The following is a 24,115-nucleotide window of genomic DNA, read 5'->3' on the forward strand; positions in this document are numbered from 1 at the left end:
AAGTGCTGACAAGACGGAGTGCTTTTTTATGCCAAGGAGCATACATTTAGTATGTGACTTAGGCTAAAAAAGCACGACAACGCAGTCAAAGCGAACTACACGCAGCAGATTACATTTGCTCCATGACTTCAATGCCTAACAGATCTAATCCCGTTTCTAATGTTCTTGAAACCAAATTACACAACACTAAACGGCTATCGCGCACGCTTGGCTCTACGCCTTCTTTAAGTACTGGGCAGGCTTCGTAAAATGTCATGTATAAGCTTGCAAGCTCGTATAAGTAACCACATAGTACGTGCGGTGTTGCTTCGCTGATCATTAAATCAAGTACTTCTTCGAGCTGTAGTAGCTTAAGTGCAAGTGCTTTTTCTTGAGGCTCAACAATTGCAACGTCTGAATTTAATGTAGCAGCATCAACGCCTGACTTACGGAAAATACTGCGTACGCGTGTATAAGCATATTGTAAGTAAGGAGCGGTTGCGCCTTCAAAACTTAGCATGCTGTCCCAGTTAAAAATGTAATCACTGGTACGGTGCTTAGAAAGGTCGGCATATTTAACTGCGCCAATACCTACTTTACGGGCAATTTCGCTGCGATCGCTATCACTTAAATCAGACTCACGTTCAGCTAATTTTGCTGCTGCGCGGTTAATTGACTCTTCTAATAAATCAGCAAGTTTTACTGTGCCGCCAGTACGTGTTTTAAATGGTTTATTATCGGCGCCCATCATGGTGCCAAACGGGCAAAACTCGTAGCTTGTTTCGTCTCTTAATAAACCAGCTTTACGCGCTGTTAGCTCTACTTGGTTAAAGTGTAGATTTTGACGTGCATCTACAAAAATTAAGATGCGATCAGCACCTAATTTATTTGAACGGTAGTCACATGCCGCTAAGTCTGTTGTTGCATATAAAAAACCACCGCCAGATTTTTGTACGATAAAGGCTGATGGCTCGCCATCTTTATTAGCTAGCTCATCTAAAAACACCACTTGCGCGCCTTGCGACTCTACGGCAATGTTTTTATCTTTAAGTAGGCTAATAATATCGTTAAGCTCTGCATTGTATGCGCTTTCAGCCATAATATCGGCTTGGGTAAGCGTTACATTTAAACGCTTGTATACTTCTTCAGAGTGTTTAACTGAGGTGGCTATAAATAGTTTCCAAAGTTTTTCACAATGCGCATCGCCGCCTTGTAATTTAACAACGTAGTCACGTGCTTTATCTGCAAAGCCTTCTTCGTCGTCAAAGCGTTTTTTAGCATCGCGGTAAAAAGTTTCTAAATCAGCAAGCGCAACAGTATCTAAGTCAACGCCTTGACTAATTTGATCTTCTAAATGCGCGATTAACATACCAAATTGCGTGCCCCAATCACCCATATGATTTTGACGCACAACCGTATCGCCTCTAAATTCAAGCGCACGTACAATTGAGTCACCAATAATAGTTGAACGTAAATGACCTACGTGCATTTCTTTAGCTAGGTTTGGTGATGAATAATCAACAACTACTTTTTGTGGCTTAGCGTGCTCGTTTACAGCTAGTTTTGCATCATTGTTAGCCGCTTTCACGCTTTGCGCTAAAAACTCAGGCTTTAAATGAATATTAATAAAACCTGGACCCGCAATTTCAGTCTTTTGTGCAATATCGCTTACATCAAGGTTATCAATAATTTTTTGTGCAAGCTCACGCGGGTTGCTTTTCATTTTTTTAGCTGCGCCCATGGCTGCATTAATTTGGTAATCACCAAATTGTGGACGCGTGCTTTGCGTTACTGCCGGGTTTGTATCTTCAGGTAAGCCTGCACCGACCATAGCTGCAATGGCTTTTTCAATTAAAATAGTACGAATATTCATATTTTTTTACCTTTATAAACCCGCCAAAGCAGGTTTTCTTTTAATTCTTGTAAATGAGCTCTAGTTTTCGCGTGTATGGCTAAACGTTACTTCTGGGTAACGCTCGACCGATAAGTTAAGGTTTACACGGCTCGGCGCAATGTAAGTTAAGTTATCACCGCCATCGAGTGCTAAATTGCTTTCGCATTTACGTTTAAATTCTTCAAACTTTTTAACGTCATCACTGCTTACCCAGCGTGCCGTATTCACGTTTACGCCTTCATAAATAGCATCAACGTTATATTCTGCTTTTAAACGTGCTACAACCACATCAAACTGAAGTACGCCTACCGCGCCTACTATTAAGTCGTTATTAATAAGTGGTCTAAATACCTGTACAGCCCCTTCTTCAGAAAGCTGTACTAAACCTTTTAGCAATTGCTTTTGCTTAAGCGGATCGCGAAGGCGAATACGACGAAATAGTTCAGGGGCGAAGTTAGGAATACCACTAAATTTAAGTTTTTCGCCTTGCGTGAACGTATCACCAATTTGAATTGTACCGTGGTTATGCAAGCCAATAATGTCGCCAGCGAAAGCATCTGCGGCACGTTCACGATCGCCCGCCATAAAGGTTACCGCATCAGAAATGCTCACTTGCTTGCCAATTCGCACGTGATTCATTTTCATGCCTTGGCTGTACTTACCCGATACAATACGCATAAATGCAATACGGTCACGGTGTTTAGGGTCCATGTTGGCCTGAATTTTAAATACAAACCCGGTAAAGTTTTCTTCAGTTGCAACAATTAGTCTGTCTTCGGTTTCACGTGGTAATGGCGTTGGCGCCCACTTAGTTAAACCATCTAACACGTGATCAACACCAAAGTTACCAAGTGCGGTACCGTAATAAACTGGCGAAAGCTCACCGGCTAAAAACAGATCTAAATCAAATTCGTTTGATGCACCAATAACAAGCTCAAGCTCATCACGTAACTGCGCAGCTAAGTCTTCACCAATGGCTATATCTAACTCTGGATTATCAAGGCCTTTAATTGTGCGAACATCTTGAATTTTATGACCTTGGCCCGTTTTATATAAAACAGCTTCATCATTATGAATGTGATAAACACCTTTGAACTCTTTACCACAACCAATTGGCCAAGTAATGGGTGCACAGGCAATATTTAGCTCTGTTTCAACTTCGTCCAGCACTTCCATTGGGTCGCGAATATCACGGTCACATTTGTTCATAAATGTAACAATAGGTGTGGTACGCAGGCGTGTAACTTCCATTAGCTTACGGGTACGGTCTTCTACACCTTTAGCCGCATCAATAACCATTAAGCACGAATCTACTGCTGTTAATGTACGGTACGTATCTTCAGAGAAATCTTCGTGTCCTGGCGTATCAAGTAAATTAACAAGTGCGTCGTTATATGGAAATTGCATTACAGAAGTAGTAACTGATATACCACGCTCTTTTTCCATTTCCATCCAGTCAGATTTAGCATGCTGGTTAGAGCCGCGACCTTTTACAGTACCAGCTCTTTGAATAGCTTGTCCGAATAACAATACTTTTTCGGTAATCGTTGTTTTACCAGCATCCGGGTGAGAGATGATAGCAAAGGTCCTTCGCTTGCTGATTTCATTGATAATAGTCTGGTCTGCCATTGATAAATTCTTTTAGTTTATATGCGGGGTTGAATGCATTTTAATAAGCGTCTGCGAGTAAACCCGTTATGTTGATCGTAATTAACTACTATTCTCGCTGATTTTCACGTTGCAAACAGCTGATAATAAAGCGTCAATAGTTGATTTTTTAATAATGGCAATTGTAACAGGAGTCGGTATAAAAGTGTGCTATCTACTTAAAAATATCTTAGCTTTAAAATAAATGTGTACAGCAAGCGATATTTAAACGACCTACAATTTGCTCGTAGATCGTTTAAATAAAAATGAGTAGTTACTTAACAACATCAATAGTAGGTACAACCGACATTCCAACACGTAGTTGACTAAGTAAAGGCTGCTTAGCATCTAAACTAATCTTTACCGGTAGGCGCTGCGCTATTTTAGTAAAGTTGCCTGTCGCATTATGCGCACCAATAGTGGAGTAACTTACACCACTTGCTGGACTTAGACTGTCAACGTGTCCTTTTAATGTCACGCTTGGCAATGCATCAACTTTAATTAGTAACTTTAAAAGATGTAAAACTATGTAAGTTTTTTAAACAGCGAATTAATATTATATCCATGTAACTTGTTAAATTTAAATAACTTAAACATAAAAAAAAGAGCTAAAGATCATGCAACTAATGATTGTAATTTAGCCACCAAGACCGCTATAAGCTTGTGTAATCAGGTCGTAACGCATATTATTGGCAGATTGCATGGAGGATAAGTCGTTTGGTCATGAAAACCAGTAAGTTAAGTATAAGATTATTATGGTATATAACACCTCTTGTTATTCTGCCACTGCTATTTTTAGGTGGCTTTACGCTCACCAATGTCACTAATTCAACACAAAAACAAGCTGATTTAATAATGAGCCGTTTTGTTGAGCAACAACAGCAAAAAATATTCAACTATATCGACTCTTTTCACTCTACTGCAAAACTACTCTCAAATTCGCCAGTACTTAGTGACTTTTTAGCAAACGATATTAGCGCCAACGGTAATTACACCCGAAAACTTGGCGCGCTTATGGATGTATTTGCCAGTTACAGCGAAGCTTATCCAGATATAATTAGCATTAATTTAGTTTCAGCAAGTGGGAAAAGTGATGCCTACTACTCTAATAACCTAACAACAGCGCCTAAAAGCTATCCATTTTTTAATCGAGTATTGCAAAGTAATTTAAGTACACAGCAATTTATGATTCAAAAGGACGATGGCACCACGAGCTTATATTTCATTCAACGAATTGACAGCGTTGATTACTACTTGAAACGTCCACAGCAGCTTGGTTTTATTGTAATACATATAGAGCCTTCAATACTCAACTCCAGTATTTTAGAAGCGCCATATAACAACACACTTAATTTAATGTTGACCAAAGACGGGAAAATTTTATTTAGCTCCGACTACAACATGCGCGGCCAATACATAAGCGAATATGAACTTAACCAAGTACATGATCTTGCCGATATAGGCATGCTTTCTACCATTGAACTCTCAAGCATAGATAAAATAGAGCGAATGATTTTTGCCGTACAAATGCCCGGTGGATATTATTACGTTTCAACCATTCCCAAAGGTGTGCTTTATCAATCTGGTAAAGCCATAAGCCTAATAACAGGCTTAATTGTTATTATTTCGATAATCACCCTGCCAATATTAATTTTTATAGTGGTACGTAATTTACTACTTAATCCAATTGAATTACTAGGTGCTGCAAGCCACCGTGTTGGTGATGGCGATTTGTCGGTGCACTTACCAGCTCATACAAATGACGAAGTGGGTGTTTTGTTTAACGACTTTAACCACATGGTTAATCAAATTAGACACTACCAGCAGCAGCTTGAAGAATATAAACACCACCTTGAAGATAAAGTAGAAAGTCGTACTAAAGCACTTGAAGCCATGAACAGCCAACTAGAGCTTGCAATTGGCCAAGCCGAGCAAGCTAATCAGCTTAAAAGTCGTTTTTTAGCTAATATGAGTCACGAAATACGAACGCCACTTACGGCTATTATGGGCTTTACAGAGCAATTACTCCACAACGACAAAGTAGCCAACGACAAACAACATCTAAGCACTATTTTACGTAATTCAAAACACTTACTAGAATTAATAAATAACATACTCGACTTATCTAAAATTGAAGCTGAAAAGCTAGCTGTCGATTTGTCTGCGTTAAACGTAGTGCAGCTTGTGCATGACATTGAATCGATTATTCAACCACTGGCACAAGAAAAACAATTAACCCTTAATATTGATTACCAACTGCCGCTACCTCGCACCATTTATAGTGATGTGACCCGCTTAAAACAAATACTTATAAATATTGCAAATAACGCTGTTAAATTTACCGAAAATGGCAGTGTGTCTATTTGCGTGCATTATTTACAAGCAAGTCAAAAGCTAGAATTTGTAATTAAAGATACCGGCATTGGGATGTCTGAGCATCAAATAGAGCGTGTGTTTAAACCGTTTGAGCAAGCCGATGCCACAACCACACGTCGTTTTGGTGGTACAGGCCTTGGGTTGTGTATTTCTAAAAATTTAGCACTGTTACTTGGTGGCGATGTAACGCTTGAAAGTGAAGTTGGCGTTGGTAGCCGCTTTACAATTAGGGTGTCGTGTCAGTTATCTGATGATCAACCAATGCTTGAGTTTTTAACGCAAGAAAGCCAGTTAATACCAGAGAAAGACCCTCTCTTATCGTTTGCGACCAATAACTTTGAGGCTAATATTTTAGTCGCTGAGGATAACCCTGATAACCAACTATTAATTAAATTATTACTGCAAACTTGGGGCCTTGAACCCGATATTGCTAGTAATGGCGCACAAGCTGTAGAAATGGCACTCGTTAATGACTATCAGCTTATTATAATGGATATGCAAATGCCTGTAATGGGCGGATTAGAAGCGACTAAAATGCTTCGTCATGCAGCATACGATGGCCCCATTATTGCCCTTACTGCTAATGTAATGAACCACGATATAGGCACTTACCTAGAAGCTGGCTGCAACAAAGCACTCGCTAAACCCATTGATAAAGATGCTTTGGAAAATGTACTCGTAAGCTACCTACATCTTGAAAAGGATAATCAAAATAAGTGGGACAGCTTATTAAAAAGCGAAAAGTTTCAGCAAATTACTGATAACTATTTAGCCAACTTACCTACTTATTTAGAAGAAGTTAAAACTCTGCAACATTGTAATGACTGGGAAGCATTAAGAAGTATAGCGCACAGTATTAAAGGTAGTTCTGGATGCTTTAATTTTGATGAGATTTACCACAGCGCTGCGGCACTTGAAGAAAATTTAAAAAGTAACAATAAAGTGCCAAGAGACGAGCTAGTAAATAAATTAATAGCAGCCATTGAGCAAGCAATTAGTGGCAAAGTAACCTAAAAGAAAACTTACAAAATAGTACAAGTTCGGTGCGTTAGTGCTCTATGCTTAAAACGCTAACCACCGACTTTAATTATGAAAAGTTTAAACCTAATGCCATGCCCATTAAAATAGCGTCTTCAAAGCCATTTTTGGCCGGATTATCACTTGGATAGTAGTTTTTACGCACTGACATCTCTGTAAAGCCAGCGTTCTCGTATAGTGCAATAGCCCGCGTATTAGATTCACGTACTTCTAAAAAGAGGTTTTCAGCATTTTGCTGTTCACCATATTCAATAAACTGGGCTAACAACTGCCTTGCAATACCCTTACCCTGGTGGCTTGGTGTTACACAAATATCCATAAGCGTAAAATCAGGCCCTGCTTTTTCACCAATATAAAAACCAATCATGCTCACCTCATCAAATGCGGCAACATTAAAATAGCGCCCGCCTATACATGAACTCATTGTATTTAAAGTCCACGGATGGCTATGACATGCTGTTTCGATGGCCATTAATTGAGGTATTGCAGTTTCATCTACTGATTTAAAGTTTATCAAGGTGTTCACTCATTAAAGCCCATAAAGCACGCTTCTCAGAGGCGTTGAGCTGTGGGGTTGGCAATGTAAGCTGATTGTCGTTTAATTGCATCTCACTACCCTGTACAACGCTATTTATAATAATAGCCCCTCCACTGAGCTTAATGTCTGCAAATAGTTGCTCATTTAGCGTTAAAGAACGAGCTATCGTGCTTTGCGATAAAGTATCTGCTTGGTCATTTGCTTGAGAACAATAATGCTGATTGAGTTCAAGATTTTCTATATCAAAAATAGCTGCGTAACGTGGATGCATAACAACTCAGTAGATTAGACATTTGAACAATATAAGAAGTAATAAAAACGATGTAAAGAAGAAATGGCAGGGGCGGAGAGATTCGAACTCCCAACCATCGGTTTTGGAGACCGCTGTTCTACCAATTGGAACTACGCCCCTGCAATGACGACGAATTATAGAGAAGTTTCGCCAAAGGTAAAGAGAAAAATCACTCTTTTAGTTCAACTGCTTTTTAAATAAACAAAACGGCGAATTAGCATGCTAATTCGCCGTTTTTTAATCACTTAAAATTAGTTAATTAAAACTAAAATTAATTATTCCCATTCGATAGTTGCAGGTGGTTTACCTGAAATATCGTAAACAACACGAGAAATACCATCAATTTCGTTAATGATACGGTTTGAAACCACACCTAAAAACTCATATGGTAAATGTGACCAGCGTGCTGTCATAAAGTCGATTGTTTCTACACAACGAAGTGATACAACCCAATCGTACTTACGTGCATCGCCCATAACCCCTACCGATTTAACTGGTAAGAATACAGTAAACGCTTGGCTTACTTTATGGTAGAGCTCAGCTTTGTGTAGCTCTTCGATGAAAATCGCATCTGCGCGGCGTAGTAAATCACAGTACTCTTTTTTGATTTCGCCAAGTACACGTACACCTAAGCCTGGTCCAGGGAAAGGATGACGGTAAAGCATGTCGTACGGTAAACCAAGTTCTAGGCCAATTTTACGTACTTCATCTTTGAATAATTCACGCAATGGCTCAACAAGGCCCATTTTCATGTCATCTGGTAATCCGCCCACATTGTGGTGAGATTTAATAACATGCGCTTTACCTGTGGCAGATGCCGCAGATTCAATGACGTCAGGATAAATTGTACCTTGTGCTAACCATTTCGCATTTTTAAGCTTTTTGGCTTGCTCATCAAATACATTAATAAACGTGTGACCAATGGCTTTACGTTTATCTTCTGGGTCTGATTTACCAGCTAAATCATTTAAAAACTGCTCTTCAGCTTCAACTTTAACAATGTTTAAGCCAAATTTATTACCAAACATGTCCATCACTTGCTGACCTTCGTTTAAACGAAGTAAACCATTGTCAACAAATACACATGTTAGCTTTGCGCCAATTGCACGGTGAATAAGCATAGCCACAACTGATGAATCAACACCACCAGATAGACCTAAAATAACTTCGTCATCACCTACAGTTTCTTTAATACGCTCAATAGCATCATCAATGATTTTTGCAGGAGTCCATAATTTTTCACAGCCACAAATATCAATAGCGAAACGCTCAAGCAAACGTAACCCTTGATGAGTATGCGTTACTTCTGGGTGAAATTGTACGCCGTAAAAACGCTTTTCTTCGTTAGACATTGCAGCATGTGGACAAGTAGATGTTTTAGCTGTTGTTGTAAAATCAGCTGGAATGTCCATTACTTTATCGCCATGACTCATCCATACGTCAAGTATGCCGTTGCCGCCATCAGTAATATGGTCTTCAATTGCATCAAATAATGCACAGCTGCCTACTTTTTCAACTTGTGCGTAGCCAAACTCTTTTTTATCAGAGCTGTGTACACTTCCACCAAGTTGAGCTGCCATTGTTTGCATACCGTAGCAAATACCTAGCACAGGCACGCCTGCATTAAATACATACTCAGGAGCGCGCGGGCTGTTTTCAAGTGTTGTTGATTCTGGACCACCAGAAAGAATAATACCTTGTGGGTTGAACTCGCGGATTTGCTCTTCAGTCACATCCCATGCCCAAAGTTCACAGTAAACACCAATTTCACGCACACGACGGGCGATTAATTGAGTGTATTGTGAACCAAAGTCTAAAATGAGAATTCGTGAATCGTGAATATCTTTGCTCATGGAGTATCTCGTAAAGTCTGATGCTAAATGCCGTTTGTTAATGTAAACGACTAAAAAGAGGGCCTGCAAAGCAAGCCCAGTATATTAAATTAATTACGCTGCTTAACCTAAGCGGTAATTTGGTGCTTCTTTAGTGATTTGCACATCATGAACGTGCGACTCACCCATACCTGCTGAAGTAACACGTACAAATTGTGGTTTTGTATTTAGCTCTTCAATTGTTGCACAACCCGTTAAGCCCATAGCGCTTCGTAGGCCGCCCACTTGCTGATGAATAATCGTTGCAATAGGACCTTTGTAAGCTACGCGACCTTCAATACCTTCAGGTACTAACTTGTCTGCTTCGTTTGATTTTTGGAAGTAACGATCTGATGAACCTTCTTTTTGATCCATCGCGCCCAATGAGCCCATACCACGGTAAGATTTGTAATAACGGCCTTGGTATAACTCAACTTCACCTGGTGCTTCTTCTGTACCAGCAAGAAGAGAACCCACCATTACACACGATGCACCAGCAACAAGTGCTTTAACAATATCACCAGAAAAACGAATGCCACCATCAGCAATAACAGGAATGTCGCGACCTTTTAAACCTTCAACAGCATCTGAAATTGCGGTAATTTGTGGAACGCCACAACCGGTAACAATACGTGTAGTACAGATAGAACCAGGGCCGATACCTACTTTAACTGCATCGGCACCGGCATCAGCTAGTGCAATCGCACCTTCAGCTGTTGCAATGTTACCTGCAATAATTTGTAAGTCTGGGTACTCTTTGCGAGTTTTAGTAACACGGTCAATAACGCCTTGAGAGTGACCATGCGATGTATCGATAAGTAAAACATCAATACCCGCTTCTACTAATGCAGCAATACGCTCATCAGTACCTGCGCCAACACTTACAGCAGCACCTACACGTAAACGACCTTGGTCATCTTTACATGCGTCAGGTTTGTCTTGGGCTTTTTGGTAATCTTTTACTGTGATCATGCCTTTGAGTTTAAATTCATCATCAACAACAAGGATTTTTTCAATGCGGTGTTCGTGCATTAAGCCTAAAATTTCTTCGCGTGCTGCGCCCTCTTTAACGGTAACAAGCTTTTCTTTTTTAGTCATAACGGTAGAAACAGGCTGTTCAAGCTTAGTTTCAAAACGCATATCACGACTGGTAACAATGCCTACAAGCACATTGTTGCTGTCGGTAACCGGAAAGCCTGAAAAACCTTTTTCGTGCGAAAGCTCAATTGCATCTGCAATTGTTAAATCGGCAGTAACCGTTACAGGGTATGAAACAATACCTGCTTCGTAGGTTTTAACTTTACGTACGTTTTTCGCTTGTTCTTCAATAGTCATGTTTTTATGAATAAAACCAAGACCACCTTCTTGCGCAAGGGCAATAGCTAAACGAGCTTCTGTAACAGTATCCATAGATGCTGAAATAAGCGGCAAGTTAAGTTTGATACCACGCGTTAAGCGAGTTGAAATATTTGCCGTGTGTGGCAAAACAGTAGAATGACCAGGTACTAAAAGTACGTCATCAAAGGTAAGAGCTTCTTTAGCGATTCTAAGCATTTTGGCAACTTCTCACATGTGGATCTAAGATAAGGAATTGCGGCCAAATTTTAACAGCGTTGTTGGCATGAGTAAATAATATTTCGCAAATATTTATGATAATATAGGGTCTATTAGCCTTTCAAGGTTAAATTTGCAGCAGTTTGTTAGGTATTTAGGCAAGGCAGAGCCTATGCAGTGTGGTTATTCCCCATAAATAGGCGATAACGTAGCATCAATACCAAACAAGCGCTGCCCAAAGGGTTCAGCCTAGGGGCGATTAACTCTTTGTTACTCGGTTTTTACTTAGCCCACTAGGTTACAAACCTCGCGCCGCGATTAAACCGCCCCTAGTTTGAACAAATTTTAATCTACAAAGGTCAATAGACCCTTGCTATAAATAGTTTTAGGTTGTTTTTTATGTTTTCGAAGCCTTCGCAGGCGGTTTACACCGTTTCACGCCTTAATAGAGAAATTCGCACAATTCTTGAGCAAGGTTTTGCATCTTTAGTGCTCACGGGCGAAATTTCTAACTTTATTACCCCTGCATCTGGACATTGGTACTTTTCGTTAAAAGACGATAAAGCACAAATTAAAGCCGCTATGTGGCGTGGGAATAATCGCAACCAAAGCTATCGCCCTGCAAATGGCGCGCAAGTTACAGTAAAAGCGCGTGTATCACTTTATGAACCTCGCGGTGACTACCAGCTTATTGTTGAGCATATGGAACCGGCCGGCGAAGGTCAGCTAAAACAAGAATTCGATGCACTTAAAATGCGTTTGGCCGCCGAAGGATTATTTAGCTCTGCGTATAAAAAACCACTTCCGCAAAACATTAATCGTATTGGTGTTATTACCTCTGCAACCGGCGCTGCTATAAAAGATATTTTAACGGTACTTAAACGCCGTGCGCCGCAGCTAGAGGTAATCATTTACCCTGCTATGGTACAAGGCAAAGAAGCACACCTACATTTAATTAATCAAATTGAATTAGCTAATGCTCGTGATGAAGTAGACGTACTTATTTTAGGACGAGGCGGCGGATCACTTGAAGATTTATGGTGCTTTAATCACGAACAGCTCGCACGGGCTATTTTTGAAAGTGAATTACCTATAGTAAGTGCAGTAGGCCATGAAATAGATACAACCATTAGCGATTACGTTGCTGATGTTCGTGCAGCAACTCCATCAGCCGCAGCTGAGCTTGTAAGCCCAAATACGCAAGAGTTACACAACAAAGTAACGCAATTGGTTAATCGTTTATCTAACGCGTTTAAGCACGACATTGCCGATAAACGCGCTCTAGCAACGCAGTTACAACACCGCCTTAATTTGTGTCATCCGCGTAATCAGCTTAGTCAAAAATCACAACGTTTGGATGAGCTAAGCATTGCGCTGCAACAAGCTATGCGTAATCGTTTATATCAGCAAGAACGCACACTCAATAACTTAACGCCTCGTTTGATGCGCCAATCACCTGATAAAAAACTCGCTTCAGCAAGCCATCAACTCTCGCAATTACAAGCTAGGCTAAACCAAGCTATACAGCATCAGTTACAACAAGCGAATAATAGCTTAGCACTGCAAGCAAGCAGGTTAGACTCGGTAAGTCCGCTTAATGTTTTAGCGCGCGGTTATAGCATCACTAAAACACAGCAAGGAAAAGTAGTTAAATCTGTGGGGCAAATTAAAACAGGCGATGTTTTAGTTACAGAGTTAGTCGATGGCTCTATAGAATCACAAATTATTTAAAGCTCTGTACTTAGCAACATTTTAAGTTCGCTATCGCTCGATGTGGAGGTAGTGCTTTTAAATTGTTGCCAAAACTCTTGTTCCATCAACTTATCGTTTAGCTCTCGCCATTGAGCATTCCCAAATGTGTCGTTATCAATGGGGGCGGCAAGTTCAAATTCACATACTGTTTTTTTACATTTTGCACTAACAACGTCAGGAATAATTGATAAATCAGCTGTTAATAAAAAATCTTGTAATGCCATTTCAGTACGATAAGCCCATTCTTCGTCGCGCGTTTGATTTTCAAATTTATCACGTAAAATCTGCTCAAAATCTGAAGGGCCCCTCATTTTCTTTAAAACACTTTTGAGCGCCGCTTTCTGTTCGGCGAGTTGCTGCTTAAGCTGAGTTACTTGCTCTTCTAAAGGTAGTTCATCAAGCATTTGGGTTTCTGAATTGGTTGTAGGCGTGTCTTCAGCGGGCTCTATACTAGCGACTTGCTCAGGTACTGCAGAGTCTGCATTACTCAATACCTCATTACTTTGTTGTTCAGTATGAAGCTTTTTCTGTTTTTCATAACTTGGCTGCGACTTAACAGATTCCGGATAACTTGAAGCTGCATTAAAGTAGCTCCAAGTTAAACCTACACCCGCAATAAACCCAATCCCTAGAGCCAATAAACTATTCTTGTTCATGTTAATTCCTTTTAAGTTTTATTATTTTTAGTTACTTATAACATTGCACTCGTGTGCGATTCGTTTTCAGGCTCAGGATTTGCTAAAAAGTTTTGGTTCATACTTTGCGCCGGACACTCACAATCCGGTCGACCAATAATTTTAGCGGGTACGCCAACAGCGGTTGTGTGTGGTGGAACATTGCTAAGTACAACTGAGCCCGCACCAATTCGTGCGCCCTCACCTACTTCAATATTACCCAGTACTTTAGCACCCGCGCCAATTAATACGCCTGCTCTAATTTTAGGATGACGATCGCCCTGCTCATTACCTGTACCGCCAAGCGTTACAGATTGCAAAATTGATACGTTATCTTCAATTACCGCTGTTTCACCAATAACAATACCGGTTGCGTGGTCAAACATAATGCCTTTACCCACTTTACATGCTGGGTGAATATCGACCCCAAACACTTCAGAATTACGGCTTTGAATAAAGCGCGCTAGCTCTTTGCGATTTTGTTGCCACAAACAATTAGCCAAACGGTGCGCCTGAATAGCATGAAAACCTTTTAGATTTAATATAACCGTAAGATAGGTTTCTGATGCAGGGTCGCGGTCTTTTACCGCTTTAATATCCTCAGCAACAAAAGATAGCATACGGTCACATTTTACAAATGCTTGGTCAAACAGCTCTCGGATAGTGAATGCAGATACCACCGCATCAGCCAACTTATTAGCAACAATAAAGCTCAATGCCGAACCTAAACAATCATGATTTAAAACACATGAATAAACATGACTTGCTAATAATGGTTCACGTTTTACTACATCGTTAGCTTCGTCGCGAAGCTGTTGCCAAATTGCATGACGCATAATACTGCACTGCCTTAAGTTGATATAAAATAGCCTTTTCCCAAGTCTAACGGATTTAACCACTAAGGTGTTAATCCCTTAGTTATTTGTTCTGGTTATTAGGTATAACTGTTTATTAAGTTTCATTATTAAATAATAAAAATGCCTCGATGCTTATAGCACCGAGGCATTATTTTAACGCTTAAAAAACACTTAAATTATTGAAATACTTTATTGACTTTCATCACTTCAATATTTTTTGCAGGAATTGCTAATTTATAATCAGCAATCACTTTATCTTCAGCCACTAATTCAGCAGGTTTATTAGTGTTATAAATCATTGGTGATGTTTGCTGCGATGCTAAACGTTTTTGCATATCAGCGCCGTCGCCAGTAATAAACACATAGTGAACATTGTCTGTTTGTAAGTTCTCTTTAATAACGCGATTTACATCAGCAAGCGTTAGCGTTTTAAGTTTGTTAGTTACGTAACTTACAAAGCTATCTGTGTTATAAAATTCGCTATCAAGTGCATAACCTAATTGGCGATTTTGACTTGCAACCATTTGCGGCACAAAGTTAATTAAAAAGTTACGCGTTGCTTCAAAATCGCCTTCGCTCATACCATTTTTAATTAGCTTATCTAGCTCAAACAAGGCGGTACGTGTTGCAAAGTGCGCATCGTTATTAGAGCGAAGTGGGCGTAACCACACTTGAAATATTTGCTCTGAGCGCCCTAGGTTTGCATCTGGCTTGGTTTGAAACATACCACGTGGAAAGTATTCAATGTATGCGTAATCGCCATAGTTCATGCCGCGAGTTTCACGAATGCGCTCATATAAAAAGCTGTTAGAACTACGGTGCTCACCAAAGTACGAACGCACAAGCCAAAGGGCTGTCCAGTCTTCACTGCTTCTAATTGTATCAATAGGGAAACCAAACGATACCGCCGTCGATTGTGCCGATTTTTCTACAATAGTTGCATGATGACCTTTAAGCACTGGCGCATCAGGAATACTTAAACGGCTTTGCTCACCTTTTGGTAGCGTTGCAAAATCGCTCATCATTTTAGCTTTAAGGTTTGCAGGCACAGCCCCAATTAAGCCAACCGTGAGTTTAGATTGCGTAAGCTCGCTGTTATAAAACGCTTTAACATCATCTAGCGTCAACGCTTCTAAATCCGAAATATCACCGTAGTTGTAACTTTCGTAAGGGTGATTGTTGTAAAGTGCACTGTATAGCACTTCTTTGCCTAGCTCTTCATCGTTAGATGCTTTTAAGCCTGATTTAATACCATCGATCATTTCTTTTTTAAGGCGTTTAAAGTCATCGTCTCTAAAGCCTGGGTTTAATAATTGATCGCTCACAAGTGAATACCACTGCGCTGCATTGTCTTTATGAATACGCCCTTGGAACGACAGCATTTCTTTATCTATTTGATAACCAAAGCTACCTGCAAGCGGATAAAGTGCTTTTTGAATATCTTTATAGCTTGTCGCCTCTGAGCCACCTTGTGCAAGCATTGCCGCAGTGAGCGCTGCAACACCTTTTTTGCCTTGAGGGTCGGCAGCCGCGCCGGTATTGAATAAAAAGTTAACATCGATTAACGGCGAGCTATTGGTTTTATCAAGTACTTTAAATGCAGGTGCCGCAGGTGCTTGTTCAAGCTTTGCAGTAAGCGCATTTAAATTAACTTCTTGCTCAAAACCTGGGGCTTTATCAAGTGCCGACATTGTTAATGTGGTACGTGCGTTATCAGTAAAGTATTTATTAGCAACGGCTTTAATATCTGCGCTGGTGATGTTATCTGCCGATTTATACAGCTGGTTTATAACCTCAGGATCGCGCTCAAAATGCATGTAGCTGGCAAGGGTTGATGCAATCGCTTGCGACGAATCTAAGCCATTAATAAAGCTGTATTTAAGATTCGATTTTAAATCACTTAGCTTTTGCTCATCAACAAGCTCAGTGCGTGCTTTTGCATAAGTTCGATTAATGGCATCGCGCGCAGTGGCTAAATCGCCTGCGTTTTCTACTTTAACAAATACGTGTAATAAACCCGGATCTTTAGTCTCTGGGTTATAGGTAAACATTTGGCTGGCAATTTGTTTGTCGACCACTAGCTCTTGATATAAATCTGAATTACTAGAAAAATAAAGCTGTGAGATTAAATCAAGCGCCGCTCTGTCTTTTTTAGCAGGCTCCCATGCAGTGCCTTTGTACGATACGAGTAACCAATGACCTGGTAGCGCTTCATCTTGCTGGTGTAAATATTTTGGTGCTTGTTGAACAGGTTCTGCTTTAATGTCAGCAACATAGTTACCCTTTTTCCAGCTGCCCCAATGCTTTTTAACCATTGCCATTGTTGCTTGTGGGTCTACATCGCCCACGATGACAAGTGACACATACTCAGGCTTATAAAACTTAGCAAAAAATTCTTTACCATAGGCCATTTGATCAGGCATGGCTTCTATGTCTTTAAAAAAGCCCATAGTGGTGTGTTTATACGTGTGCTTATCAAACGCTTTTTCGCGTACAGCGCTTAATAATTTACGAATTGGGCTCGCGTTGTTTTTTAAGTACTCACCTTTTACTGTTTGCGCTTCTGTTCTAAATTGCTCTTCGGTGTAGGTTAAGTTTTGAAAAATATCAGCTTCAAGCTCAAGTACTTTATCAAGGTGCTGCTTTGAAAAGTTTAAATGGTAATTTGTGTAATCGTTTGTTGTATATGCGCGGTTATCAACACCTGAATTTTTTAATATGTCTGAGTACACATCTTCAGGGTATTTTTGTGAGCCTTTAAACATCATGTGTTCAAAAAAGTGAGCAAAGCCTGTTTTGCCCTCTTCAACTTCGTTACGCGATCCAACCGATACCGGAATTTGCAGCGACACTACATCAGGGTAATCGGTTTTAACAACCATGACACGTAAGCCGTTTTCTAGCTCTTCAATTAAGTAATCTTGCGAAAAAACACGGTCATCAGCTTTATTTACTTGTTCTTGTTGTGCTGTTGTTTGCGTGCTTTGATTTTGTTGCATGGTGCAACCTGTTAAAGCCAGCGATACCGCTAAGCTGGTTGCTAATAATTTAAATTTCATTGTTGTCCCTTTTTAAATTGAGCAAATTTGTTGTCAGATTTAACTCTTTAATTATGCCCCAAAGCCAATAAATATAAGAGTCCCAAGGGGATTTATTATGTAAACAACTGTGTCAATTATAAATTATGGGAACAAGCACTATGAATAAACATCATGTTAATTGAAAAACTTTCATTAAATAAATCTATCTAGACGTCTAAATGGCTGCTATATTAAATCCATCAAAACAAACTTAGCTGGAATGAGGATTATGGCTTTATCACTAAAAGAGAAGATAGTGGACACCAATCAAGGTGTTTATCTTATTGGTACTACCCCGCCTAAAATTGGCACCGATAAAGCGCAATTAAAAACCATTGCAGAAAAGCTATTAGGTCGCTTACACGAAATTGAATACGACGGCGTGATAATTTACGACATTCAAGACGAAAGCAGCCGAACTAATCAAGACCGTCCATTTGCGTTTAAACAAACCGTTGATCCGCGTGAATACAGCCATTTACTTCGTAATTTATCTGCACAAGATGTGATTACTTATAAAAGTGTGGCGCAGCGTGGCGTAGGCGAATTTAAAGATTGGCTAAGTGAAACTAAAAACGACTACGATTTACAAAATGTTGTTTTAGTAGGTAGCCCATCATCGATAGGCGATATAAAGCTAAGCCTGCCAGATGCGTATAAAGCAATGGCTGAGCAGTCAGATGATTTCTTTTTAGGTGGCGTTACGATTGCCGAGCGCCATTCAAGTAAACGAAATGAGCACGAACGATTAATAGAAAAAACAGCACAAGGTTGTCAGTTTTTTATATCGCAAGCTGTTTACGACGCACAAGCTACTATAGAGTTAATTACTAGCTACGCACGTACATGTAAAGCACAAGGGATTACACCTCAACGTATTATATTAACGTTTACCCCGTGCGGCGGCGAAAAAACCTTAGAGTTTATGCAATGGTTGGGTATCTCAGTGCCAGAGGCAACTAAATGGCGCATGCTTGATGCAGACAATACATTAAGCGAATCGGTCCGTATTTGCCGCGAAAACCTCGACTTAATACTTAAAAGCTGTGCGCACCTAGACGTGCCACTGGGCTTAAATATTGAAAGCTTAACAAACCGTAAAGAAGAAATTGACGCATCAATTAACTTATACCGTTTATTAAAAGCTATTATGGAATTAAACCTTGCTGAAAAGCTAATAGCTTAAAGGCTAGGTGAGAGCTAATTAACACCCTTCTTGGCAAGCCTCATGGCTTGCTTTTTTATGTCCGTACTTTGAAAAACAAATTAATAAGTACAAGTAAAAATTTGCAGCTTAAGCTATTCATTGAAGCTATTTTTGGTTATTACTCTCAAGCCTTTTTAAGGCAAACCCCATAGAGGAGCACATAACACCAAAAATAATTCCCTCATCAGATATAAATCTAATGCTAGGAAGCGCTTCAAATAAGCTTATTATTGCTAATGAAAAAATAAAACCTATCGCAGAAAAAACCAGCCAAGTTTTTGTGGCATGAGTCATGACGAACTTCCTTTTATTATTGTGCTTTTTTAGCGAGCCTATACGCTTGTTTATTTTTATACATTGCGTGGTCTGCATCATTTAATAGCGCTTCAAAGGGCTGCTTTTGTTTATTAGTAAAACTATAACCAATACTGAGCGATAAATCGCAAACACCTTCTTTTAGTAAAACATTTGTATACTCAGTCGAAATTTTATCCATAATGTAGTTAATTTTGCTTTTATCACTTAATTGCATTACTGCAACAAACTCATCACCACCTAAACGCCCTACTATGTCGGCATCCCTTAAATGGTTTTTTAGCGTATCTGCCAATATAATTAAGGCTTTGTCACCCACTTCATGTCCAAAGGTGTCGTTTAATTTTTTAAAGTCGTTTATATCAATAAACAAGCAACATACGTCGAAGCCCAAACGCAGTGCTAAATTAAGCTTTTGCTGAGCTAGTAAGTTAAGTGCTCGGCGATTATAAATATCTGTTAATGAGTCTAACATGGCTATTTCGCGCATTTGTTCATAGCTGTAAACAAGCGCTAGGTCGTCTTCAATTAAATCGCGTAGTTGCTCTATGAGCTCAAAGTATTCATCGGTGTAGCTAGTTATTTTAGTGTCTTTTAAGCATAGCGTGCCAAATACTTCACCTTCTGGCCAATGAATAGGTAAGCCTAAGTAGGATTCAACACCGTCCTCAACTACTTCTGGGAGGGTGTTCCATGCATCGTTATTGCTTGCATCATTAACATATAAAATATTATTAGTTTCAGCGACGTGCCGACAAAAAAGAGGAGTTTGAGGGGGAAGTATCGGGTTGGTTTCAAAGCTTGAGCCACCTTCGTTATTTCTAATAACAACGCGATAGCCTTTGCTTGTTGCCTGAACTATATAACCAGACGGGGCTGAAAAAAGCCCCGTGATAAGGTCCATTGTTTTTTGCCATTTATGCAAAGATATTTGGCCATCAACACCAGAGAATGCCCATTTATCAGTTTCAAACATTAACTTTACCTCGGCTATTTAATAGCTCCAGTATAGGCAAAAAAGTAAACTAAAAGCTATTATTTACGACGTCTACTTGGCTCTCTTTTACCTGTAATGCGTTTTTTATCGCGATCTTTTCGAGATTTATTCGTATTTTTACGATTATCTTTGGGCTTTTTATTTAAGTCAGGCTCGTAACCTTCTAACCACTGCGGCGTTAAACGCGTATCGAGTAATACTTCAATTTCTTCTAGCAGCCATTGCTCATCAAGACTTACCAATGACATAGCAAGCCCTTGTTCACCAGCGCGACCTGTACGGCCAATACGGTGCACATAATCCTCGGCAATGTACGGCAGTTCAAAATTAATTACGTATCTAAGTGTAGAAATATCTAAACCACGCGCAGCGACATCGGTTGCAACAAGTACGCGTGTAATACCTTCTTTAAAGTTTTGCAGTGCACGGTCACGTGCGCCTTGCGATTTATCGCCATGGATTGATTCGGTTTTTAACCCATCTTTACACATTTCTTTAGCGAGCTGATCGGCCATTTGTTTTGTGCGCGTAAAAATAAGCACTTGGCGCCAGTTTTTCATGCCAATCATATGCGATACAAGTTCGCGCTTACGGTCTTCATCTACAGCGTAAATAACTTGCTCTACTTCAACCGCAGCTGAGTTACGTTTATCAACTTCAATTAGCTCAGGGTTTTTAAGTAGTTTTTTACTGAGTTCAAACACGCTGTCATCAAACGTAGCTGAAAAGAGTAAAGTTTGGCGATCGCCCGGGATATGTCGCAATATACGTCTAATTTCATCAATAAAGCCCATATCAAGCATGCGGTCGGCTTCGTCAAACACTAAAGAGTCTACGCTTGAAAGTACCACACTGCCTTTAACTATATGATCAAGCAAACGCCCTGGTGTGGCCACTATAACTTGTGCTGTTTTAAGTGCTTTTATTTGAGGGCCAATACTTGCACCACCATAGGCTAAAGCACCATTGATGTTAGTGCCTTGTGCGTACTTTTCAAAGCTGGCAAATACTTGCTGAGCAAGCTCTCGTGTTGGCGTTAAAATTACAACGCGGGCAAGGCCTTGCTCATCTTTTTTAGGGGTATTTAAAAGCTTATGTAACAGAGGTAAAACAAAGGCGGCGGTTTTACCCGTACCTGTTTGCGCGCTGCCCATTACATCACTTCCGGCTAAAATAGGCGGAATAGTTTTAATCTGAATTGCGGTAGGTTGAGTGTAATTATTTTGCTCAATCGCTGTTAATAATAACGGGTCGAGATTAAGTGATGAGAACGTAGTGGCAGACATAGGCTTAGCTTTAAAATAACAAAGAGCGCTATTGTACGCATATTACTGTACTGCGTAAATTAACCAGTCCAGAAAAGTATTTAATCGTGGTTGCTCACTTTCACTTTAGCGCTAAAAACAATAAAAAAGGCGCTAAATAACAGTTGTATTTAGCGCCTTTTATAATTTTATGTAGCTTTAAGCTGGCTTTAGTGTTGCTTTACGTTCGTTGTAAAACGCAATTAAATCATCAACTGTTGCTTGGCAGTATTCGCGAATACCCGAAACCACCATGTGCTTTTCACCACTGCCCACTTTAACGCCGTTTTCTAACAGGTTAAAACGTAGTGTAATTTTTCCGCGCTTACCAGTGTACTCAAAGCTTGGCTCTGCAAATTCAAGTATTGGCGCTGTTATATCAAGGTTATCAAGATTAATAAGCATTGATTCGTAAATTATCATCGGACGAGCAGGGTTTATCATTACCTCTTGCTTGCCCATTAATGGGATAATTACATGCGGGAAGGTAGTACCAGAAAACTCAACATAATTTTTTATTAGACTATTAGTTAGTGCTGGGCATTGGCTGGTTTTACCGCTGCGCTTTACCTTTAAAATGACTTTTTCGCCATTGGTTACATCAAACTCATCGGCTCCCTCAGGGAAATGAAGTTTGGTGTTTTCATCAACCATACCGGCAAAAGTAAATTCCATTTGTTCACTAATACCGTAGCGGTCTAGTACCAATGAAAAAAGTAAGTCTCCTGGCGCGCAAAACTTTTTGGCATCTTTGTCATGAAGTGGATTGTAATCGTCAGCAACGCATTTAGCGAAGCGACAACCCTGCTCACGAGAGATAGAAACATAATCAGCATGCTGCTGAAAAAAAGGACTTAACATAGTTTGTTCACTGCTTAAACTGCTTATAACCTATCTATATTACCAGAAAAAAAATATTGAGAGGTCGAATCTGTTAGATTAATGGCTAAATAAAACAGAGCAATAAAAAACAATGACCTTTTATTTGTTAGCGCTATCAATTATATGTGTTTTTCCGTACTGCAAAATATCAATAATGCGGCAACCCCTTTGGCACTACTTAATGGCTTTAAGTGTTCTAAGTGCGTATTTTCAAGGTTATGTAAATTTATATGCTCTGCTCAGCATTGGGCTTTACGTTGTTTTATACTACTGCGCGCTAAATGCAAAGCGAGCAATAATACGCGCTATATTAAGTACTGTTTTTATAACTTTCTCACTGGCATTAGCACTTCATTGGGTGCCTGGTTTTAATAACCTCCCTATTGTTATAGATGAGCGTATTACAAGCGATGCGATTGCTTTTACCTTTTATGCTAATTTTGATAAAGCTATGGCGGGGTTATTTCTTTGTGCTTACTTTTATTCGAATAAAAAAGCTTTAAAAGCAGACTCTAATAAAGTAAGTCGATTAAACGTTAAACAGCCCATTTTTATAATTATTGCTACGGTTTTAGCTTCGCTCACTGTGGCTTTAATACTTGAACTTGTAAGTTTTAACCCAAAAGTGCCCGACTTTTGGTTAGCCTTTATTGCTATTAATCTTTTATTTACCTGTGTTGCCGAAGAAGCTTTATTTCGAGGTTTACTTCAAACTAAGCTTAGCAAAATAATTACACCGACCCGTTTAGCAATACTTGCCCCTGTAATTACTGCATGTATTTTTGCTTTAGCACATTTTGCTGGAGGAATTAACTATGTATTGGTTTCATTTATTGCAGGCTTAGGATACGGCTATATTTTTTATAAAACGCAGCGTTTAGAATGGGCTATTATATGCCACTGGTTAGTGAACGTTTTTCACTTCTTTTTGTTTACTTACCCTATGCTCAGTAAAATCTAAATACATTTACAAATGCTAACAATTTACCCGTTAGCAAACATTGCCAGCGTTTGATTTTGTTAGTAATTTACTACTTTAAATAATAAATTAAAGGACTAATAAATATGCTACGTTTTATAGCGGCAATAACAGTGCTGGCCACAATAACCGGTTGTTCAGGAATGACCTATCATACAGACATAGACAACGGTGTTTTATCTCAAGAAATTGGCACCTACGTTAATAAAAGAGATTTACAGCAATTTTATAGCGACCAAGAAGCACACGAAAGTGGCGCAACACTTTTAGGCCGAATAGAAGGTGAAAGCTGTGATGGCGACGGTATGGGCAACAATAATGTAAGCTACAATCGCTCTAAATCAAACGCGATTGATTTACTTAAAGCTGATGCTATGCGCAGGGGCGGGAATGCTTTTACTATTAATTCCTGTAGTGAAACCTCTGTATCGTACTGCGACCTATCTGTTTTATGCACCGGACAGGCCTACGACTATTAATAAGTAAAAGTGCAAATTATATATTAAGCGCAAAGCTCAGTAGTACACGCTTTCCAGACTCGATTTTAGATACGCTGTGTTCGTACTTATCGGGTCTGAACAAATACACGCGATTAAATAAATTTATAATGCATTTTGAGCATTTAAAGACCCCACCCGCTTTAGGTTTCTCTAATACAAAATTGAGCTTGTAATAGCGCCCTTGCTGCACAGGGTCAATATGGTTCATTACGCTATGATTGGTTGGGTAAGTAACAAGGTTTATCGAAAATGTGTTACTGCTAAAAATGGCTTTGTTTTTAACGGTTGCAATCATACTGCCTCCTATGAGTTTATATGTCCTATTGTATCATTGGGCTAAGTACTAATACTTTAGTTAAACAATATCAAAATACGATGT

General features: G+C 39.6%; 20 protein-coding genes and 1 tRNA gene. 5 read left to right on the forward strand and 16 right to left on the reverse strand.

Going from position 1 to position 24,115, the window contains the following annotated elements:
- Nucleotides 1-109: 109 nt before the first annotated feature.
- The 3 genes from argS to H5159_RS08405 form a co-directional block, all read right to left on the reverse strand.
- Nucleotides 110-1,852, reverse strand: coding sequence for an arginine--tRNA ligase (gene argS, locus H5159_RS08395; RefSeq protein WP_002958775.1), 1,743 nt, complete (start codon nt 1,850-1,852; stop codon nt 110-112).
- Between the two features lie 60 nt (nt 1,853-1,912).
- Nucleotides 1,913-3,502 carry a peptide chain release factor 3 gene (gene prfC, locus H5159_RS08400; RefSeq protein WP_002958776.1) on the reverse strand — a complete coding sequence of 530 codons (1,590 nt, stop codon included), beginning with the start codon at nt 3,500-3,502 and terminating at the stop codon, nt 1,913-1,915.
- 292 nt (nt 3,503-3,794) lie between these two features.
- Nucleotides 3,795-3,998, reverse strand: coding sequence for a hypothetical protein (locus H5159_RS08405; RefSeq protein ID WP_033020690.1), 204 nt, complete (start codon nt 3,996-3,998; stop codon nt 3,795-3,797).
- 245 nt (nt 3,999-4,243) lie between these two features.
- Between H5159_RS08405 and H5159_RS08410 the strand changes: the two genes are divergently transcribed.
- On the forward strand, nt 4,244-6,910 hold the full coding sequence (locus H5159_RS08410; protein WP_024596082.1) for an ATP-binding protein: 2,667 nt from the start codon (nt 4,244-4,246) through the stop codon (nt 6,908-6,910).
- Between the two features lie 73 nt (nt 6,911-6,983).
- On the opposite strand, the gene rimI is transcribed toward H5159_RS08410, so the two are convergent.
- From rimI to guaB, 5 genes are all read right to left on the reverse strand, one after another.
- Nucleotides 6,984-7,451: a ribosomal protein S18-alanine N-acetyltransferase gene (gene rimI / locus H5159_RS08415; protein ID WP_002958780.1), complete on the reverse strand. Its 468-nt coding sequence runs from the start codon at nt 7,449-7,451 to the stop codon at nt 6,984-6,986.
- A complete protein-coding gene (locus H5159_RS08420) occupies nt 7,438-7,743 on the reverse strand; it encodes a hypothetical protein (protein ID WP_182780128.1) in 306 nt (101 codons plus the stop codon). The genes rimI and H5159_RS08420 overlap by 14 nt, the downstream gene beginning before the upstream one ends.
- 64 nt (nt 7,744-7,807) lie before the next feature.
- Nucleotides 7,808-7,884, reverse strand: a tRNA-Trp gene (locus tag H5159_RS08425).
- Between the two features lie 155 nt (nt 7,885-8,039).
- Entirely contained in the window at nt 8,040-9,617 is a 1,578-nt protein-coding gene (guaA, locus tag H5159_RS08430; protein WP_002958782.1) for a glutamine-hydrolyzing GMP synthase, read from the reverse strand.
- 102 nt (nt 9,618-9,719) lie between these two features.
- Complete coding sequence (gene guaB, locus H5159_RS08435) at nt 9,720-11,189, reverse strand: IMP dehydrogenase (RefSeq protein ID WP_002958783.1); 1,470 nt, start codon at nt 11,187-11,189, stop codon at nt 9,720-9,722.
- Between the two features lie 399 nt (nt 11,190-11,588).
- On the opposite strand from guaB, the gene xseA reads away from it, so the two are divergent.
- Entirely contained in the window at nt 11,589-12,920 is a 1,332-nt protein-coding gene (gene xseA, locus H5159_RS08440; RefSeq protein WP_182780129.1) for an exodeoxyribonuclease VII large subunit, read from the forward strand.
- Here xseA and H5159_RS08445 read toward each other — a convergent pair.
- The 3 genes from H5159_RS08445 to H5159_RS08455 form a co-directional block, all read right to left on the reverse strand.
- Nucleotides 12,917-13,597, reverse strand: a complete 681-nt coding sequence (locus tag H5159_RS08445; RefSeq protein ID WP_182695720.1) for a hypothetical protein — start codon at nt 13,595-13,597, stop codon at nt 12,917-12,919. The genes xseA and H5159_RS08445 overlap by 4 nt on opposite strands.
- Before the next feature lie 35 nt (nt 13,598-13,632).
- Complete coding sequence (cysE, locus tag H5159_RS08450; RefSeq protein ID WP_002958786.1) at nt 13,633-14,451, reverse strand: serine O-acetyltransferase; 819 nt, start codon at nt 14,449-14,451, stop codon at nt 13,633-13,635.
- A 197-nt stretch (nt 14,452-14,648) separates the two neighbouring features.
- Nucleotides 14,649-17,531 (reverse strand): pitrilysin family protein, encoded by a 2,883-nt coding sequence (locus tag H5159_RS08455; protein ID WP_182780130.1) that lies wholly within the window; start codon nt 17,529-17,531, stop codon nt 14,649-14,651.
- Nucleotides 17,532-17,781: 250 nt separating this feature from the next.
- Here H5159_RS08455 and H5159_RS08460 point away from each other — a divergent pair, with 250 nt between their 5' ends.
- Nucleotides 17,782-18,738 carry a methylenetetrahydrofolate reductase gene (locus H5159_RS08460; protein ID WP_021032136.1) on the forward strand — a complete coding sequence of 319 codons (957 nt, stop codon included), beginning with the start codon at nt 17,782-17,784 and terminating at the stop codon, nt 18,736-18,738.
- Nucleotides 18,739-18,864: 126 nt separating this feature from the next.
- Here the strand turns inward: H5159_RS08460 and H5159_RS08465 are convergent, their stop codons facing one another.
- The 4 genes from H5159_RS08465 to H5159_RS08480 form a co-directional block, all read right to left on the reverse strand.
- Nucleotides 18,865-19,053: a hypothetical protein gene (locus tag H5159_RS08465; protein ID WP_039484956.1), complete on the reverse strand. Its 189-nt coding sequence runs from the start codon at nt 19,051-19,053 to the stop codon at nt 18,865-18,867.
- Between the two features lie 16 nt (nt 19,054-19,069).
- Nucleotides 19,070-20,050 (reverse strand): sensor domain-containing diguanylate cyclase, encoded by a 981-nt coding sequence (locus tag H5159_RS08470; protein ID WP_182780131.1) that lies wholly within the window; start codon nt 20,048-20,050, stop codon nt 19,070-19,072.
- A gap of 59 nt (nt 20,051-20,109) precedes the next feature.
- Complete coding sequence (locus H5159_RS08475; RefSeq protein ID WP_039484965.1) at nt 20,110-21,357, reverse strand: DEAD/DEAH box helicase; 1,248 nt, start codon at nt 21,355-21,357, stop codon at nt 20,110-20,112.
- Between the two features lie 177 nt (nt 21,358-21,534).
- Complete coding sequence (locus H5159_RS08480) at nt 21,535-22,236, reverse strand: DUF3581 domain-containing protein (protein WP_024597321.1); 702 nt, start codon at nt 22,234-22,236, stop codon at nt 21,535-21,537.
- Between the two features lie 202 nt (nt 22,237-22,438).
- Here H5159_RS08480 and H5159_RS08485 point away from each other — a divergent pair, with 202 nt between their 5' ends.
- Both H5159_RS08485 and H5159_RS08490 read left to right on the forward strand, forming a co-directional pair.
- Nucleotides 22,439-23,218, forward strand: coding sequence for a CPBP family intramembrane glutamic endopeptidase (locus H5159_RS08485; protein ID WP_259399105.1), 780 nt, complete (start codon nt 22,439-22,441; stop codon nt 23,216-23,218).
- Nucleotides 23,219-23,322: 104 nt separating this feature from the next.
- Nucleotides 23,323-23,715, forward strand: a complete 393-nt coding sequence (locus H5159_RS08490) for a hypothetical protein (protein WP_154903480.1) — start codon at nt 23,323-23,325, stop codon at nt 23,713-23,715.
- Between the two features lie 16 nt (nt 23,716-23,731).
- On the opposite strand, the gene H5159_RS08495 is transcribed toward H5159_RS08490, so the two are convergent.
- Entirely contained in the window at nt 23,732-24,031 is a 300-nt protein-coding gene (locus H5159_RS08495) for a hypothetical protein (RefSeq protein ID WP_021032137.1), read from the reverse strand.
- Nucleotides 24,032-24,115: the final 84 nt, after the last annotated feature.

It is taken from the genome of Pseudoalteromonas sp. SG43-1, from assembly GCF_014164415.1.
Taxonomy (GTDB): Bacteria; Pseudomonadota; Gammaproteobacteria; order Enterobacterales; family Alteromonadaceae; genus Pseudoalteromonas; species Pseudoalteromonas distincta.